The sequence below is a fragment of the Methylobacterium sp. J-068 genome, from assembly GCF_022829445.1.
In the GTDB taxonomy this organism is placed as follows: domain Bacteria; phylum Pseudomonadota; class Alphaproteobacteria; order Rhizobiales; family Beijerinckiaceae; genus Methylobacterium.
Window position 1 is genome coordinate 40,310 of sequence record NZ_JAKSXY010000059.1, and the last position, 17,221, is coordinate 57,530.

At 70.4% G+C, this 17,221-nt stretch carries 11 protein-coding genes and 1 pseudogene; 4 read left to right on the top strand and 8 right to left on the bottom strand.

The features are described 5' to 3' along the window. The first annotated feature begins 13 nt into the window (after window positions 1-13). Window positions 14-4,786, top strand: coding sequence for a beta strand repeat-containing protein (locus MKK54_RS06435; protein ID WP_244009964.1), 4,773 nt, complete (start codon window positions 14-16; stop codon window positions 4,784-4,786). Between the two features lie 213 nt (window positions 4,787-4,999). On the opposite strand, the gene MKK54_RS06440 is transcribed toward MKK54_RS06435, so the two are convergent. Further along, window positions 5,000-6,988, bottom strand: a complete 1,989-nt coding sequence (locus MKK54_RS06440) for a caspase family protein (protein WP_244009965.1) — start codon at window positions 6,986-6,988, stop codon at window positions 5,000-5,002. Between the two features lie 115 nt (window positions 6,989-7,103). Then, window positions 7,104-8,099 carry a ribokinase gene (locus MKK54_RS06445; RefSeq protein WP_244009966.1) on the bottom strand — a complete coding sequence of 332 codons (996 nt, stop codon included), beginning with the start codon at window positions 8,097-8,099 and terminating at the stop codon, window positions 7,104-7,106. A 151-nt stretch (window positions 8,100-8,250) separates the two neighbouring features. On the opposite strand from MKK54_RS06445, the pseudogene MKK54_RS24625 reads away from it, so the two are divergent. Together MKK54_RS24625 and MKK54_RS24630 are read left to right on the top strand one after the other, a co-directional pair. After that, a pseudogene (locus tag MKK54_RS24625) lies at window positions 8,251-8,436 on the top strand (GntR family transcriptional regulator); the annotation flags it as partial. Between the two features lie 42 nt (window positions 8,437-8,478). Further along, complete coding sequence (locus tag MKK54_RS24630) at window positions 8,479-8,955, top strand: GntR family transcriptional regulator (RefSeq protein ID WP_313898375.1); 477 nt, start codon at window positions 8,479-8,481, stop codon at window positions 8,953-8,955. Between the two features lie 33 nt (window positions 8,956-8,988). Here MKK54_RS24630 and MKK54_RS06455 read toward each other — a convergent pair whose 3' ends face one another. Then, a complete protein-coding gene (locus tag MKK54_RS06455) occupies window positions 8,989-10,278 on the bottom strand; it encodes a tetratricopeptide repeat protein (protein ID WP_244009967.1) in 1,290 nt (429 codons plus the stop codon). A 314-nt stretch (window positions 10,279-10,592) separates the two neighbouring features. Here MKK54_RS06455 and MKK54_RS24635 point away from each other — a divergent pair, with 314 nt between their 5' ends. Continuing rightward, the gene (locus MKK54_RS24635) at window positions 10,593-11,948 is read left to right on the top strand and encodes a M23 family metallopeptidase (RefSeq protein WP_244009968.1); all 1,356 of its coding nucleotides are present in this window, start codon (window positions 10,593-10,595) and stop codon (window positions 11,946-11,948) included. 7 nt (window positions 11,949-11,955) lie between these two features. On the opposite strand, the gene MKK54_RS06465 is transcribed toward MKK54_RS24635, so the two are convergent. The 5 genes from MKK54_RS06465 to tssG form a co-directional block, all read right to left on the bottom strand. Continuing rightward, window positions 11,956-12,273, bottom strand: coding sequence for a hypothetical protein (locus tag MKK54_RS06465; protein ID WP_244009969.1), 318 nt, complete (start codon window positions 12,271-12,273; stop codon window positions 11,956-11,958). Window positions 12,274-12,411: 138 nt separating this feature from the next. Next, window positions 12,412-12,891: a hypothetical protein gene (locus tag MKK54_RS06470; RefSeq protein WP_244009970.1), complete on the bottom strand. Its 480-nt coding sequence runs from the start codon at window positions 12,889-12,891 to the stop codon at window positions 12,412-12,414. A 134-nt stretch (window positions 12,892-13,025) separates the two neighbouring features. Then, window positions 13,026-13,322 (bottom strand): hypothetical protein, encoded by a 297-nt coding sequence (locus MKK54_RS06475; protein ID WP_244009971.1) that lies wholly within the window; start codon window positions 13,320-13,322, stop codon window positions 13,026-13,028. A 46-nt stretch (window positions 13,323-13,368) separates the two neighbouring features. Next, on the bottom strand, window positions 13,369-16,173 hold the full coding sequence (tssH, locus tag MKK54_RS06480) for a type VI secretion system ATPase TssH (protein WP_244009972.1): 2,805 nt from the start codon (window positions 16,171-16,173) through the stop codon (window positions 13,369-13,371). After that, the gene (tssG, locus tag MKK54_RS06485) at window positions 16,170-17,201 is read right to left on the bottom strand and encodes a type VI secretion system baseplate subunit TssG (RefSeq protein WP_244009973.1); all 1,032 of its coding nucleotides are present in this window, start codon (window positions 17,199-17,201) and stop codon (window positions 16,170-16,172) included. Before tssG ends, tssH begins: the two co-directional genes overlap by 4 nt. Window positions 17,202-17,221: the final 20 nt, after the last annotated feature.

Consider the following 17,221-nt stretch of genomic DNA (forward strand, 5'->3'; position numbering starts at 1 on the left):
TCAGAGATCGTCCATGAACCGTAACGTTCGCCCCCTGCTCCAACTGCTCCTGACGGGCACGGCTCTGACGGGTTCGTTCGCGGCCGGCGCGGGCGAGCTGCCCACCGGGGCCTCGACCGTCCACGGCGGCGTCAGCATCAGCACGCCCTCGGCCAACCAGATGACCATCCAGCAGACGACGTCGAGCGCGATCGTGAACTGGCAGGGGTTCTCCATCGGCCAGGGGGCGCGGGTGGACATCAGCCAGCCCTCGGCCTCCTCGGCGATCCTGAACCGGGTCACCGGTTCGGCCCCCTCGACGATCGCGGGCCAGCTCAACGCCAACGGGCAGGTCTATCTCGTGAACCCGAACGGGGTCGCGATCACCCCGACCGGCACGGTCCAGGCGGGCGCCTTCGTGGCCTCGACCCTCGACACCACGGACGAAAACTTCAAGGCGGGCAAGCGCCTCTTCCGCGGCACGGGCCAGTCCGCGACGGTGTCGAACCAGGGCAGCATCACGGTCCAGAAGGGCGGCTACGTCGCGCTGCTGGGCGGGCGGGTCGAGAATGCGGGCCTGATCAGCGTGCCGATGGGCAAGGTCGGGCTCGGGGCAGGCGAGCAGGCCACCCTGGACTTCTCCGGCGACGGGTTCCTCCAGGTGGCGGTGCCCTCGCGCAAGGATGGATCGGACGCGGCGCTGATCCAGCACAGCGGCCAGATCCGGGCACCGGGCGGCACGGTGGTGATGCAGGCGGCGACGGCCCGCGATGCAGCGCGCCACGCCATCAACCTCTCGGGCCTGGTGGAAGCCCGCAGCGTCAGCGGCCGCTCGGGCGCGATCGTGCTCGGCGGCGGCGAGGGCGGAACGGTGACGGTGTCGGGCCGGCTCGACACCTCGGCACGGACGCAGGCGCGCCCAGGTTCTGCCACCAAGCAGGCCTCGACGGGGAAGCGCGCCCCGGCGCGTGGCGGCGACATCACGGTGACGGGCAACGACATCCGGCTCAGCGGCGCGACGCTGATGGCCAACGGCACGGCCGGCGGCGGTCGCATCCGGGTCGGCGGCGATGAGCAGGGCAACGGCCCGCTGCAGCGCGCGAGCACCACGACGGTGGACGCGGCCACCACGATCAGCGCCGATGCGGGCCGGCAGGGCCAGGGCGGCGACGTGGTGATCTGGTCGGACCAGATCACCCGCTTCGCCGGACGGATCAGCGCCACGGGCGGCGAGCAGGGCGGCAACGGCGGTCAGGCGGAGGTGTCGAGCCACGGCGTGCTCGACTACACCGGCACGGCGATCCTGACGGCGGCCAAGGGTACCTTCGGCACCCTGCTGCTCGACCCCTACAACGTCACGATCTCGAACGGCGCGGACGCGAACCAGACCGGCTTTGCCGCGACCGGCAACGATTCGGTGATCAATGCGACGACCCTGCAGACCGCCCTGCGCAGCGCGAACGTCACGGTGACGACCGGCGGGGCGGGCAGCCCCGGCACGCAGGCGGGCGACATCACGGTGGCGGCCCCGGTGACCTGGGGCACCGGGACGGGTGCGGCGACCGCGACCACGCTGACGCTGAACGCCTACCGCTCGATCGTGGTCAACGCGAATCTGACGGTGAGCGGGGACGGCAACCTCACGCTCAACACCAACCAGGGCGGCACGGGCGGCACGCTGAGCTTCGGCACGGGCGCGAGCGCGTCGTTCGTGGCAAGCGGCACGGCCACGCCGACTCAAAATCTGTTGATCAACGGCGAGGACTATCGGCTGGTGCGGGCGCAGGAGTTCGCGACAACTTTCCCGCGCGATCTTCTGACCGCCACCGCCGCGAACAACCGGTTCGCGCTGGCGGACAATCTCGATGCGGGCGGTCAGACGCTTGGTGCGCCGATCAACGTCTCCCCAGCTGGCGCGACTGCTACCTTCATGGGTAAGCTCAACGGCCTCGGACACAGTATCAGCAATCTAAATATTACGTCACCCATCCAATATGTCGGCCTGTTCGGGCAAGTCGCGAACGCAACTATCGAAAGTCTGAACCTCAATAATTTTAACGTTCGCAGCACTTACACGGGTACAGGCCCGAGTTTTGTTGGCGGATTAGCGGGTACGGCCGTCAACACAAGCATCTTCGGCGTCAACGTCAGCGGCACCGTCAGCGGAAACACGAACTCGACGGCCACGTCAGCCACTTACACGGGCGGTCTGGTGGGTGCGAATGGAGTTCCCGGAACGGCCGCCGTCGGCGGAACCATCGCACGCTCGTCCTCGTCGGCCATCGTGACGGGCGGCTACGCCACGTCCACCAATGGGACCGCCACGACCTCGACCGGCGGTCTCGTCGGCGCGACGAATGGCGGCGCGATCCTACAATCTTCGGCGACGGGCGCCGTCACGGGCGGCACCAGTGCCGTAAGCGGATTGACGGAGACGGAAACGCTCACGGCCGGGACATCCACGGGCGGTCTCGTCGGTACGGCTTTCCGCGCGACGATCTCCGACGCCTCGACCTCGGGGGCCGTGACCGGTGGTTCGGCAACCTCAAGCAGCGGCGGCGGCACCTCGAGCGTTGCCGCAACGACCGCCGGCGGACTGATCGGAACGAGCACGGGAAGCTCCATCACGCGATCCGTCGCCAGCGGAAACGTGAATGGCGGAAATGCCTTTGCCAACGGCAGCACGGGCCGCAACATCTCGACCGCGGCCGCGGCGACCGGTGGTCTGATCGGCAGCACGAACGTCATCGGCGAGACCAACACGGTTGGTGAAGTCGTTCAATCCTCAGCGACTGGCAACGTCGTCGGTGGAGGCTTCAGTGTCGATGGCAGTCTCTTCAACTTCGATGGCGCGGCCGGCGGATTGATCGGATTCAACAGCGCGAACGTCTCGCGATCCTACGCCACGGGAGCCGTGTCTCTGGGTAGCGAGGTGGGTGGACTCATCGGAGTGAACAACGGGAACGTGACCCAAGTCTATGCGACCGGGTCGGCCACGACTTCCAGCATCTATTCGACGATAAGAAATACCGCTCCCTTCGCGGTCCTCGTCGGCGGACTGATCGGCCGCAATTCAGGGAGTGTCACCGAAGCGTTCTCATCCGGTTCCGTCTCGGGTGGAACCGCGAATTCTGGAGACGCGATCAGCGCGCAATCGGCGACAGGCGGCCTGATCGGTGCGAATCTCGGCACGGTTCGGCGCACGTACGCGTCGGGCTCGGTGACGGGTGGATCCGCGACCAGCGTCTCAGGCACGACCGTCAGCGCCACGGGTGGCCTCGTCGGCAGCAACAGTGGCTCCGTGGTCGAGAGCTATGCGCGCGGCGCGGTCACGTCCGGCACCGCCGCCACGGCCGTTCTGACCGGAGGGTTGTTGGGCTCGAACCAGCCGGCGGGAACGAACACCCCGTCCGGCACGGTCTCCGCCTCGTTCTGGGATACGACGACCACCGGTCAGGGGGCCGCCGCCGGCAACGCGCCGACGCTCGCGGGCGCGACCGGCCTCACCACGGCGCAGTTCCAGAACGCCGCCACCTTCGTGCCGCTGGCCACGGGCCAGGGCTGGAACTTCCAGACCACCTGGGCCCCGCCGAGCGCCGGGTTCTACCCCGAACTCTACAGCATCGCGCCCGTCGTCTCGGTCACCGCCGACGCGCAGTCGAAAACCTACGGCCAGGCGAACCCGCTCCTCACGGGCACCGTCTCCGGCGGACCGGGCACCTACGTATTCGATGCGGCGACCGTCCGGCCGAGCGCCGCGAGCCTGCTCGCGACGTCGGCCACGCAGGCCAGCGGCGTCGGCGATTATGCGATCAGCCCGATCACCGCGTCCTTCGTCAGCGCCGGAAACACGCGCTACCGCGTCACCGGCACGGGGAGCACCCTCGCCGTTACCCCCGCGCCACTGACGATCCGGGCGAACGATCAGACCAAGACGTTCGGCGAAACGTTCACCTTCGCGGGAACCGAGTTCAGCGCGACCGAACTCGTGAACGGGGATCGGGTCACGCGCGTGACGCTTACGAGCCAGGGCGAGCCCGCCACCGCCCCGGTCACCACCTACCCGATCGTCGCCAGCGCGGCGCAGGGGACAGGCCTCGTGAACACCGCCAACGGCCGGTCGAATTACGCCATCACCTACACGGACGGCACGCTCACCGTGAACCCGGTCCCGGTTCCGCAGCAAACGCCGGCAGAGCGGGCCAGCGAGATCGCGAACGCGTCCGTCACGCCCAACATCGCCATCGGCCTGGTCAACCTCACGGCGCCGCCCCTGCCCCTGACCAGCAGCATCAACCTCGCGGTCGCCTCCGAGAGCACCACGCTCGGCGGCGGCGGCCCGACCCTGGGCGTCGGCTCCGGAACGGCAGCGGGCGACGGCAGCAGCACGGTCGCCTCCGGCACCAAGACCCTGGCGGCGATCAACACGGCTTCGACGGCCCTCAATGCCAAGCTGAATGCCTGCGAGAAGTCCAACAACCGGGCGCTCGGCGGCTACACCTCCTGCGTCGGCGATTCGTTGGAGACCTTCGCGGCCACGCTGGACCTTCGGGTCCAGCAATTGCCCCCCGCCTTCCGTGGCCTTCCCGCCATCATCCGCCAGGCCGCCCAGCGGGTCCGCACGGCGGCTACGGTCAGCGAGGCGCGAGCGGCCGTGCGCGTAGCCGTCACGGCCATCCGCAAGGCGATCTCGCTGCTGCGCGCCGACGAGCCGGCGGTCGCCCGGATCCAGGCCCGCCAGGGACGGGCCATCGCGTCGGCGCTCCAGACCGTCGATGCGCGCCTGTCGAAGGCGGTCGGGCTCTAGCCCGGCGGCGCATCGCGAAACGGAGTTGTGGGATCGCCGGCGGCCTGGGATCGGGTCGCCGGCGATCCGCGCTCCGAGGAACGGAGTCGGCGAGTCCGATCGCGCGTCCGGAGATCGAGGGGTCCGGCCATCCGATGAAGCGGGTCCCGCGCCGCATGACGGCGGTCCGTCGGGACGCAGCGTGCCCCGGACCAGCCGGTGCGCGCGCGGCTCCTACTTCATGTCGAGGATGCCGACGCTTCGCCACTTCCGCAAAGCGACTTCCATCTTGGCGCCGCCCTTGCCGTCGATCGGACCGCGATAGTAGCCGGCCTGCCTGAGCCGTTCCTGGAGCCTGCGGATCGTGTCCGTCGACCAGGCGGACGACCGGTGGATGATCTGGCTCGCGGCATCGCCCGAATCGGAGGCGACGCCCATCAGGAGCATGTCGGAGGCGTTGTCGGGGTCCTTTCGGACCCCGCGGCCTTCGTCCAGCAGGATCGCGGCCGAGACGAAGCCGCGCGGATCGCCGAGTTCGGTCGCCTTGCGGAAATAGGTCAGCGCCGCGCCGTTCTCCTTCAGCACGCCCTGCTGGGCGAGCACGCCGAGATTGTACGTCGCGATGGCGGACCCGGCCTCGGACGCCGTCTTCAGGAGCGCCAGGGCCCGCGCGGGGTCCTTGCGTCGCCCGCTGCCTTCCATCAGCGAGACGGCGAGGTTGATCGCGCCGTCCGGACTGCCGCCATCGGCGGCCTTCTCGTACCAGGTCGCCGCTTCCTTCGGGTCGCGGGGCAACCCGTCACCGGTCTCGAACTGGAGGCCGAGGCTGACCATCGCCCGCAGGTTCCCGCGCTCGGCGGCCTCCCGGTAGAGCGTGACGGCCTCGGTGCGCTGGCCCGCGGCGGCGAGCGCGCGGGCCAGCAGCGCCGTGTAATGCGGCATCTCGGGGTGGTTCTGACGGGCCGCCCGGCAGGCGGCGATCGCCGCATCCGCGTTGCGGGCGAGATCGGAGAGGATCACGCCCGCCGTGTTCGCAGTCGCGTCGCGGGGGTGGGTCGCCGAGCGCTCGCACAGGCTTTCCGGACGGGCCTCGGCATCCTCCGCCGTCGGGAGCGACTGGAGCAGTTCCTGCGCTTCGCCGACGTGGCGCCCGTCCGGGTGACGGGTGACGTAGAACTCGACGAGCTGGCGCAGCCGGGAGCGCTGCGCGAAGTCCCACAGGCGGTCGTCGGAGACGCGGTCGGCATCGGGCGTGCTCCGCACCGCGCCCACGGTGGCGGCGGGATCGGCCGACGCGACCGTGATCATGGACTTGACCTCGGTGGCGTGCGGCCCGTCCGGATAGCGCGACAGGTAGATCCGCAGCAGGGCGGCGTCCCGGCTGGAGGCGGCGATCTGCCAGAGCTGCGTCTCGGGCGAGGCCACCGCGGCCTGGCCGGGCGTGAAGTAGAACTGGCTCGTGAGCGACGAGTTCTCCCACGGCACCTGGAACCCGCCCGTCGCCGCGATCACGTCCTTGCGCACCGCGATCATCATCGAGGCAACGTCCTGACCCCGGGTCGCGACGTGGCTGAGGAAGGCCTGCGCGAAGGGGCTGTTGCGGCCGCCCCCGTCGAACGCGACGTTGTCGGGCTGCGTCGCGTAGGCGAACAGGAAGCCGGCGGCGTTGCCCATCCGGGCGAGCCCGTTCGGCAATCCGGGATCGGACGCGCCGGCCGCCCCGCGCAGGGGGTTGTTGCGGCAGGCATCGAGGAAGACGAGGTGGATGCCCCGGCTGCCTTCGAGCCCGTCGGTGATCGCGCGCAGATTGAGCGTGCCGGTCTCGACATCCCCCCGGCTCCTGATGCTCGCATCGACCGGAACGAGGTAGTTCTGCCCGTCGACCTGGAAGCCGTGCCCGGCATAATAGACCAGCGAGACGTCGGCGGTGCGGGCCTGCGCCTGGAACCGCGCGATCACGCCGGTCATGGCGCTGCGCTCGAGGTCGACCCCTTCCAGGACGGTGAACCCGCGCGCCTTCAGGGCCGCCGCGACATCCTTGGCGTCGTTGGCCGGATTCGTGAGCGCCTTGAGGTTGCGGTAGCTGGTGTTGCCAATGACGAGGGCGACCCGGGTCTCGGCAGAGGCCGTTCCCGCCCAGAGACCGAGGCCGAGGGTTAGAAGACCCGCGAGCCGCGACCGGCTCCCGAGACGTTTCCGAAACGCCGATCCGCAGTTTTCCATGGAAAATCCTGCGCGAAAGAAAGTCCTGCGCGACAACAGGAGCCTAACCTGACGACACGCGCGGCTGTCAACGCATCCGCTACCGAAAGCCCACCACCGGCATGCCGAAGCGTTCTCAGGCGACCAGCGCCGACGATGTCCGGCCGGCGCCTTGGTCACCCGGCAAGGCGTCCAGGAAATCGTCGAGGTCCTGCGTCGTCGGAAAGGCGTGGAATGCACCGAAGCGCCGCGTCGCGATGGCACCGCAGGCCGTGGCGCGCAGGAGGCTCTCCTCCAGCGGCAGGTCCCGGATCAGGCTCGCGGCGAGGCCGCCCGTGAACGCGTCGCCGGCGCCGATCGTATCGACCGTCTCGCCCGGGATCGCGGGCTGGTGGCACGGTGCCTGACCGGGGCGGAAGACCACCGCCCCGCGCGCCCCGAGCGTGACCACCACGAGGTCGGGCCCGCCCCGCAGGATCGCGTCGGCCAGATCGGCATAGGCCCGCGCGGGAGCGCCGGGCGAGACCGGCGTTCCGGACGCGTCCGCCCATTGCCCGGCTTCGACCTCGTTGACGACGACGATGGACGTCTGAGCGAGGAGGCCGGGATCCACGGGACGATAGGGCGACGGGTTGAGGAGCGTCCGCTTTCCGGCACGCCGCGCGATCGAGAACCCGGCCAGGATCGGTCCGTCCGGTGATTCGAAGGTGGCCAGGGTCAGGTTTGCACGGGCGATCGCGGGAGCGCACCGGTCGATCTCGGCCGCGGACAGGAGATCGTTCGCACCCATGTGGACCGCGAGGCAGTTCTCCCCCGTTCCATCGATGAAGCCGACACCGGCCCCCGTCGTACCCGCGTAGGAACGGATCATTGCCGTCGAGAGGCCGGCCAGGCGAAACGAGGTGGCGGCCAGCTCGGAGAACGCATCGTCGCCCACGGCGAACACGCCGTCGACGGCCGAACCGAGGCGGTGCGACGTCACGGCCAGGTTGAAGCCTTTCCCGCCGGGCTCCACGCTGAGGTCCGCCGCGCTGAGTGACTCTCCAGGACGCGGAAGCCGTGCTACCATCACGCAACACGCAACAACGAAGCTCCCAACCACGAAGATTCGCGCTGGTTCCGTCTCGTTCATTCCGGCTCTCGAACCTCAGATAAGTCCCTTGGGCAAACCGACCTTACGACTCCTCTCACAAGCTAAATTCGATGCGAGGGACAAGCTTTCCGGGCTTGCCGACGATCGGCCATCAGTCATGAGCTACTTACGGCTTCGCGACGATACTGCGATGCCATTGTATCAACAATTGGAGGAACAACTTTACGCACTCATTGAATCCGGTGTTCTGCCAGTTGGTACCATCTTACCGGCCGAACGACAACTCGCCGAGAGTCTCGGTGTCAGCAGGGTCACGATCCAGCGCGCCTATATAGCACTCCGGCAACGCCAACTCCTGACGTCACAGGGACGCAAGGGGTTCGTTGTTCGCGGATTCAAGGATCAGATCCGCCCGGGCATGGATCGCCTGAAGGGATTTACTGAGGAGATGCGGGAACTCGGCAAGGTTCCCTCCTCCCGAATCCTCGAACGCAGCGTGGTTCAGGACCGCTCGATCTCCTCGATCTTCGGCCTGCCCTCGACGGCGCCGTTCCTGCGCCTCACCCGGGTCCGCTGCGGCGACGACGTCCCGATGTCGCGCGAGATCGCCTGGTACAACCTCGCCGCCGCGCCGGCCCTGGAGGAGGCCGACCTGTCCGGGTCGGTCTATGCCTGCCTCGCCGACAAGTGCGGCGCGCGCCTCGTCAATTGCGAGCAGACCATCGAGGCGACGACGCCGACGCGGCTGGAATGCGAGTTGTTCGCGTTCGACGAGCCGCTGCCGTGCCTGCTCATCAAGCGGCACAGCTTCGCCGCCGACGGTCAGATGATCGAATATGTCGAGGGCCTGTTTCGCGGCGACATGTACAGCTACCGGCTGAAGCTCAGCGGCTGAACGGCCGGGGCACGCGCGCGGCGAGGCGCGTCCTCAGGGGCGACGGGCCGTGACGACGAGGCCCCGGACCGGTTCGCCGCGCTGCATCCGCAGGATCTGGTGGTCGATGCCGACCTCCCCGAAGCCCGCCGCGTCGAGCGCCCGGCGCACGTAGTCCTCCCGGTGGCCGTAGCGCCCATGCGGGTTGAGGACGAACGGCTGCGCGCCGTCATCGGCCTCCAGGGTGAAGATCACGCCGCCGCCCGGTTTCAGGGCGGTGCGCGCGGCCACCAGCACCTCGGCGAGGTCGCCGAAATAACAGAGCGTGTCGGCCGAAAGCACGAGGTCGTAGGCGCAGTCATGCGCCGCGAGGAAGCCCGTGAGTTCCGCATGCACCAGGGTGTCGTAGCAGCCGCGCTCCACCGCCTGGGCCAGCATTCCTTCGGAGAGGTCCACGCCGACGAGGTCCCGTGCCCAGGCCGAGACCAGCGGGCCGCACAGGCCCGTGCCGCAGCCCGCATCCAGGATGGCGAGGCCCTTCTCCGGCTGGCCGGCCAGGCCCCCCAGGGCCGCCGCCACGAGGTCGGGCGCGCGGTATTCGAGGCCGGAGAGACTGCGGTCGAAGCTCGTGGCATAGGCGTCGAAGAGCTTGGCCACGTAGGCGTCGCTCGCCCGTGACGGCACGTCCTGGCCCGAGATCGCCGCGCGCAGGTGGCGCGCGGTCACGCTGCCGGGCTCGTCCTCCAGCCAATCGTCGAGGATCGCCACCGCCGTCTGCCGGTCGCCGCGCAGGACGTGCATGTCGGCCAGGAGCCGCCGGGTCTCCGCGTTGCGGGGTTCCAGCGTCAGGGCGGTCTGGTGGCAGGCCACGGCCTCCTCGAAGCGGCCCCGGCTCGCGAGGAGCCGGCCGAGATTGTCGTGGGCCTCGCGATGCGCCGGATCGATCGCGATGACGCGCCGGTAGGCGGCCTCGGAATCGTTGAAGCGGTTGAGCGTCCGCAGGGCGACGCCGAGATTGTTGAGGATATCGACGTTCCGGGGCTCGATCTCCACCGCGCCGAGATAGGCCTCCACCGCCTCCTCGAACCGGCCGCGATCGTTCAGGATGTTGCCGAGGTTGTTGCGCATCCCGGCATCCTGGGGCTGCAGGGTGATCGCGTGCCGGATCAGCCGGATTCCCTCCTCCGACCGGTCGGTCCCGTGATGCAGGACGCCGAGGAAATGCGTGGCGTCCGGATGATCCGGGACGGCCTCCAGGATGCGGCCGTAGATCCGCTCGGCGATGGTCGTCTCGCCGGACCGATGGAGGCGCATGGCGAGCGCGAGGGCACTCGGGACGCTCATCGTGTGCGACGTCGCGGCGTCCTCGCCCGCAGGCGAATCGATCTGGGACCCGGTATCCATGGCGCCCCGCCGGTTGAGAAATCCCTCCTCTGGGTATAACCAAAACCGGTCCAGAATCCAGGCACTTCCGGGATGTCGGTTCCGGAGTGTCCGGCATCGCCATCCGCCACGCTTTTCCGTCACCGCCCGCGCACGGTGTTCCAGACCTTGATCCGGCTCGATCCCATCCCTCTCGTCCCGCACCCGCGCGGGCCTCGCTCCGCCGCCGCGTCGCGGGCCGTGCCGGTGCGCAGCCTTGGCCGGGACGCCGCGCGGTGAGGCCGGCCAAGCAGCGGCGCCCCCTCCCCGCCCCGGCGGCGCGGCGCGGCACGCGGGGCGCGGGGCGGCGCGGCGGCGCGGGCACGCTCTGGCTGCTCGCGGCGGCCTTCGTCTGGGGGGCGGCGGCCACCGGGTTCGCGATCGCCAATTACCGGACGGTTCAGCGGCTGACCGAGGAGGCCGGGCTCCGGCAGGCCGCGCATGACGACAAGGTGCGGGCCCTGACCCGGCGCCTCGTCGGCGTCGCCAGCCATCAGGTCCTCGAGGAGGAGGGCCTGTCGGGTCGCCTCGCCGACATCATCACGCGGCAGGTCGACCTCGAGAGCCGGCAGGCGCTCCTCGCCGCGATGGCGGAGCGGACGCTGGCGGACAAATTCCCCGGCGAGAAACCCCCGCTCGACAAACCCGCGAACGAGCGCGCGGCCCCCGTCCCGCCGGCGGCCGCCGCCGAGCCGGCGCCGGGCGAGCGTGCGCGACGCAGGCCGGAGGGACGTGACGCCGCGCCACCCGCCGAGGGCGCGCCGTCCGGCCGCCCGGGACGCAGCGGCGGCTTGCGCAACGACCCTGCCCTCAATGTGGCCCAACTGACGGCGCTCGGCGCGCGGGACCAGTTCGGCCGGATCGAGGCCTCGCTGGGCCGGGTCGAGGCCGGGCAGCTTCGCATCCTCACCACCCTCGCGACCGCCGGCCGGGCCGCCGTCGAGCGCATCCGCGCGGTCCTGGCCGAACTTCCGCTGAGCGTGTCCCTTCCCGCCGCACCGCTGCCCCCCTCACCCGGCCCGCGGGATTCCTTCGTGGCGGCGGTCGCCCAGGCCGAGGGCGCGCTCGCCGAATCGAACCGCTGGCGGATGGCGGTGGACAGCCTGCCGCTCCTGGCGCCGATCGAGGGCGGAGCCGGCCTGACCAGCAATTTCGGCATGCGCTCCGACCCGTTCACGGGCGGCGCGCGCATGCATGCCGGCATGGATTTCCGGTCGCCGGTGGGCACGCCCGTGCGCGCGGCGGCGAGCGGCCGGGTGGTCACGGCCGGACCGAGCGGGGGCTACGGCAATCTCGTCGAGATCGAACACGGCCGGGACGTCGTCACCCGGTATGGACACCTGTCGAGCATCGGCGTCACCGTCGACCAGACCGTCGCGGCCGGGGCCCCCATCGGCCTCGTCGGTTCCACCGGGCGCTCGACCGGGCCGCACCTGCATTACGAGACGCGGCTCGCCGCCGGGCCCGTCGATCCGGCCCGCTTCATCGGCGCGGGACGAACGCTGTTCGGGGCCACGGCTACGGCGGCCGACGGGGTGTCGGCGTCTCACGCCGATCCGCAATCGGATGCCCCGGCGGATGCCTCCGATTGAGGGCGGGTCAATCTCCCGCGCGTCCCCGTGAGCAGAGCTTCGGGGGGCACCGCGTCACGCAGGCCGCCTGCTCGGCCGCACAGGCCGTGCGCTCCCCGCCGCAGGCCGCGAGCGCGTCGGCGCAGGCCCGCTTGCAGAGGATGCGCTTCCCCGGCTCGATACACCCGCCCCTCGGGGGCCGCTTGACCAGGGGCCGGCGGTCCATCTCATGCCGAGAGGCCGCGTCGTCCTGGCGCGACGCCCCGGCGCGGGCCGGGAGCGCCACGATGGCGAGGACGACCAGCAGGCGCGCGCCGGAACGGGCGATGACCTGGACAGGGCACATGAGCGCTGAGCCTCCCGAACTTCCAGGGCGCAGAGGGTCGACCTCACGCGCCACGATGCGGGATCGACCTTCGGATGGCGGACCGCCCGGAGCCTCGTCCCGAAAGGTCGCCGCCGGCTTTCGGAAAAAGACGATGCTCTAGCCGCTGATATGCGGATCGTAGGGGCTGAACCGGTCGTCGGCGCCGGAGGATTTCTCGGAGGCGTAGCCCATGCCGCAATGCAGGACCGCTTCCTCGGCCTGACTCCCGTTGGGATCGTCCTCGTCGGCGCCGTTCGTGTGGGCCAATTCGTGGCACAGGCTCGCCAGGAGTTGCCAGCGCCCCTCGCGGAACGAGCGCGTCGACATCGCGACCTCGAGGCCGGGCGTCTCACCCCAACCGTAATTGCTGGCATCGACGATGAAGTTGATCCAGACGTTCCGGTCGGCGACGATCTGGGACAACGAGCGCCCGTGCTTCAGCGATCGGAAGTAGACGTTCGCGGCCGGCTTGTTCGCCGCGATCCAGATCGCCTTCGAACGGGCCCAGCGCATCATCTCGCGATGCTTGGGCGGAACCGCGATCCAACCGCTGTCGACGTTGGAACTGGTGTGATCACCGACATTGATCTGCATCATGGGTGCACTCCCGTCGTTGGCCCGGCCTTCGAACGCGTCGCCGATCCGCCGCCGGAGGCCGGATCGGGACGAGGTGTTCGCATCGGACGAATCTGTCGCTCGGGAGAGCCCGACGCCGCCCGCCGCGCCATCCCTCATTCGAGGGTCGGATCGTCCGCATCGCGATAGAGGTCACCCCATTCCGCCTGCCAGAGGCCGTCCGGGTCCAGCACGACCAGGGGAACCTTGAAGTCGTTGGCGAAGCGGATTGCGGCGCGGAACGCGTCCTTGGCCGGCAGCGCGCCCGAGGAGAAATCCTTCGGGAGCCGGCCTTGGGTGGCCGAGGCGGGGCAGTTGACCACCCCGAAGGCTTCCTCGCCTCGGCGGGCGAGCGCCAGCGTCGTGGCATCGCCGGGCGGTTCGTCGACCTGCTCGAAACGGTTGCGGATCATCGTCTTCGCACTCCCCTCCTCGAAAGCCTCGTGGGATGCCGGGCGATCAGGCGGCGTCGGGTTCCGTGACCGGCGCCCCGGCGTCGCGTGGTGTCGCCTCCGCGTCGCGCGGCGCGGCCTCGTCACCGTGTGGCGCCGCATCGGCGCCCGTCCCGTTCCACGCATAGGCGAAGGTCCCGTCGCCCATCGTCACGCGCACGTCGGTCACCGCTTCCTTGGCCAGGGTGCGGTTCAGGAACTCGCGCGAGAGCGCCGGGAGCAGCGTGTTGGTGATGATGTTGTCGATCATCCGGCCGCCGGAATCCGGGTCGTTGCAGAGGGAGACGATGTATTCTACCACCGCGTCGTCGTAGCCGAAGGCAGCGCCGTGGTTCTCGGTGACGCGGCGGCCGATCCGGTCGAGTTGCAGGCGCACGATGCCGGCGAGCATGTCCGGTGAGAGCGGCAGGTAGGGGATGGTGACGATCCGCCCGAGCAGGGCGGGCGGGAAAACCTTGAGGAGGCTCGGGCGCAGCGCCTGGGCCAGCGCCTCGGCATCGGAGGCGTAGCTCGGGTCGCGCGCGAGCTGCATGATGACCTCGGTGCCGACATTCGAGGTCAGGATGATCAGGGTGTTCTTGAAGTCGATGCGCCGGCCGGTGCCGTCCTCCATCACGCCCTTGTCGAAGACCTGGAAGAAGATCTCGTGGACGTCCGGATGGGCCTTCTCGACCTCGTCGAGGAGGATCACGCTGTAGGGCTTGCGCCGGACCGCCTCGGTGAGGCGCCCGCCCTCGCCGTAGCCGACATAGCCGGGGGGCGCGCCCTTGAGCGTGGAGACGGTGTGCGCCTCCTGGAACTCGCTCATGTTGATGGTGATCATGTTCTGCTCGCCTCCGTAGAGGGCCTCGGCGAGCGCCAGCGCGGTCTCGGTCTTGCCGACGCCGGAGGGGCCACAGAGCATGAACACGCCGATCGGCTTGTTCGGATTGTCGAGCTTGGCCCGGTTGGTCTCGATCCGCTTGGCGATGCCCGCGAGCCCGTGGCTCTGGCCGACGACCCGCCGGTTGAGGATCTCGGGCAGGCGCAGCACGGTCTCGATCTCGTCCTTGACCATCCGGCCGACCGGGATGCCGGTCCAGTCGGAGACCACGGAGGCCACGGCCTGCTCGTCGACATGGGCGTAGATCATCCGCGCCTCGGGCTCGATCGCCTCGAGCCGGTCGGCGCAGGCCTTGAGCGCGGCGCGCCGGGCCTCGGGGTCGGCGGGCAGGCTGGGCGGGGCCGAACCCGAACCGGGCTCCAGCGCGGCACCGATCGGCGGCGCGGCCGCGGGCTCCTCCTTGGAGAGAGCGGCGCGCAGGTCGCGGATCTCCTGAACCAGGGCCGTCTCGTCGCGCCACGCCGCTTCGAGCCCGGCCAGGCGCTCGGTCAGCGCCGCGCTCTCGCCGTCGATGGCGCCGATGCGCTCCTCGTTGCCGGCCCCGAGGTCGCGGTCGGCGACCAGGGCGGCGCGCTCCCCCTCCAGGGCGCGGATCGCCACCCGGGCGTCGGCGATCGCGGCGGGAATCGCCGTCTGGCTGATCGAGACCCGGGCGCTGGCGGTGTCGAGCAGGCTCACCGCCTTGTCGGGGAGCTGGCGGGCCGGGATGTAGCGGTGCGAGAGCTGGACGGCGGCCACGATCGCCGCGTCCGAGATGCGCACGCCGTGATGCGCCTCCATGGGCCCGAGCAGCCCGCGCAGCATGTCGCAGCACTGCGCCACGCCGGGTTCGCCGACCTGGATCGGCTGGAACCGGCGGGTCAGGGCCGGGTCCTTCTCGATGTGCTGGCGGTACTCGGCCCAGGTCGTCGCCGCGATGGTCTTCAGCGTCCCGCGCGCCAGCGCCGGCTTGAGCAGGTTGGCCGCATCCCCGGTGCCCGCCTGCCCGCCGGCGCCGATCAGCGTATGGGCCTCGTCGATGAACAGGATCACGGGGGTCGGCGAGGACTGGACCTCGTCGATCACCGAGCGCAGGCGCTGCTCGAACTCGCCCTTCATGGAGGCGCCCGCCTGCATCAGCCCGATATCGAGGGCGCAGAGCCGGACACCTTGGAGCGCCGGCGGCACGGCCCCGGCCGCGATGGCCTGGGCGAAGCCCTCCACCACCGCCGTCTTGCCGACGCCCGCCTCGCCGGTGAGGATGGGATTGTTCTGCCGCCGGCGCATCAGCACGTCGATGAGCTGGCGGATCTCCTCGTCGCGGCCCCGGATCGGGTCCATCTCGCCCGAGGCCGCCTTCGCGGTCAGGTCCTGCGAGAAGCGGCCCAGAGCCGTCTGGCCGGTGGCGGCCGCGGCGGCCCCCGGCGTCCCGGCCGCGATCGCGCCGGACCCGTCCATCGGCCGGAGGTTCTCCTCCTCGGACTTGGCCCAGACCGTGCGGTGCTCGCCCGCCAGGGCATCGATCGGGATCTTGCCGAACTCGCCCGAGAGCGCCACGAGGGCGCGCCGCAACTCGCTCGATTTCAGGGCGCCGACGAGGACGTGTCCGGAGCGGATCTGGGTCTCGCCGAAGAACAGGGTCGCGTAGTGCCAGCCCCGGTCGAGGAGGTCGATGATGACGTTCGAGATGCCCGGCATCTCCGTCTCATTCCGCCGCAGGCCGTCGACGGAGCGGGCGAGGTCGGCCGAGAGCCGGGCCGCGTCGAGCCCGTAGCGGTCCACCGTCAGGGCGAGGTCGGTGCCCTCCCGCCTGAGCAGGTGGAGCAGCCAATGGGCCGGCTCGACATTGCGGTTGCCCGCCCCCTTGGCCTGGCGCAGGGCCTGGATGAAGGCGTCGTAGCCGACCCGGTTGAGCTTGCCCGTGACGGTCTCGAGACTGATCTCGCTCATGCCTGTGGATATCCAGCGTGCGGGGCCGGCGGCCGGGCGGCGCGCTCGGCGGGATGGAAGCGGGCGTCGCGGCGGACGAGGTCGGCGCTGTCCGGCACGCAGGCCCCCATCCAGCTCGTGTAGCCGAGGCGGCCGAAGCGCCCGAGGCTCAAGGGTTCGACGGCGGTCACGGGCAGCGCCAGCTCGACGTCGCAGTCGAGTTCGTCGCCGAGATAGAGGAAGATCAGGTCCGCCAGCGGCCGGCACTGTTCGCCCCCGGGCAGCAGCCGCTCGTAGCCGGTGAGGTCGGCGGCGACGATCCGCAGGCGGATCTTGTCGTCGACGCTGAACACGCTCGATCCGAGGAGCAGGTCCGCGCCGAGGCGGGCGTTGGCGAGGCCGAGCCGGCTGCGGTCGGCGGCCTCGAATTCGAGGTGGCTGCCGACGAATTCCTCGACCTCGACCTCGACCCCGAGGAGCCCGGAGAGCACGTTGCACAGGCGCGACGCGGAGCGGGCCGCCGGCGCCAGGAGCCCCGCATAGGCGAGCTTGGCCGCGTCCGGAACCGAATCGCGCGCCGTCAGAGCGGGCGAGCCGAGGCCGATGGCCGAGCCGATATAGGCGGCGAAGCGGTCCGCCTCTGGGATCTCGTTCTGGGCGATCGGCCGCGCATCGGCCCAGGCCCGGTAGAAGAGCTGCAGGAACCGGTGGTTCAGGATGTCGAGGAAGCGCGGGAAGGCGTCGTCGCGGGCCAGGGTCCAGCCATAGGCCTCGTCCGTGGTCGAGAGCGGCAGCGGCCCCTGCGGCCCGAGCAGGCCGAGGAACTGCACGAAGAGGCGCAGACGCCCCTGCCGGTCCTCGTCGGCGCGGGCGATGGTGGCCGCCGGAAAGGCGAGGTAGGGATCCTCGCCCAGGGCCACGTAATCGTCGCGCCGGGCGGCGCTGTCGCCGATCCTGGGCTTGTCGGGGTGGCTGCGCTCGATCCGCCGCAGGGCCGCGAGCAGGTCGAAGGCCCAGGGGGCTTGCCTGATCCCCTGGCGAAGGGTCATCGCGCGGATGTCCGGCCGAT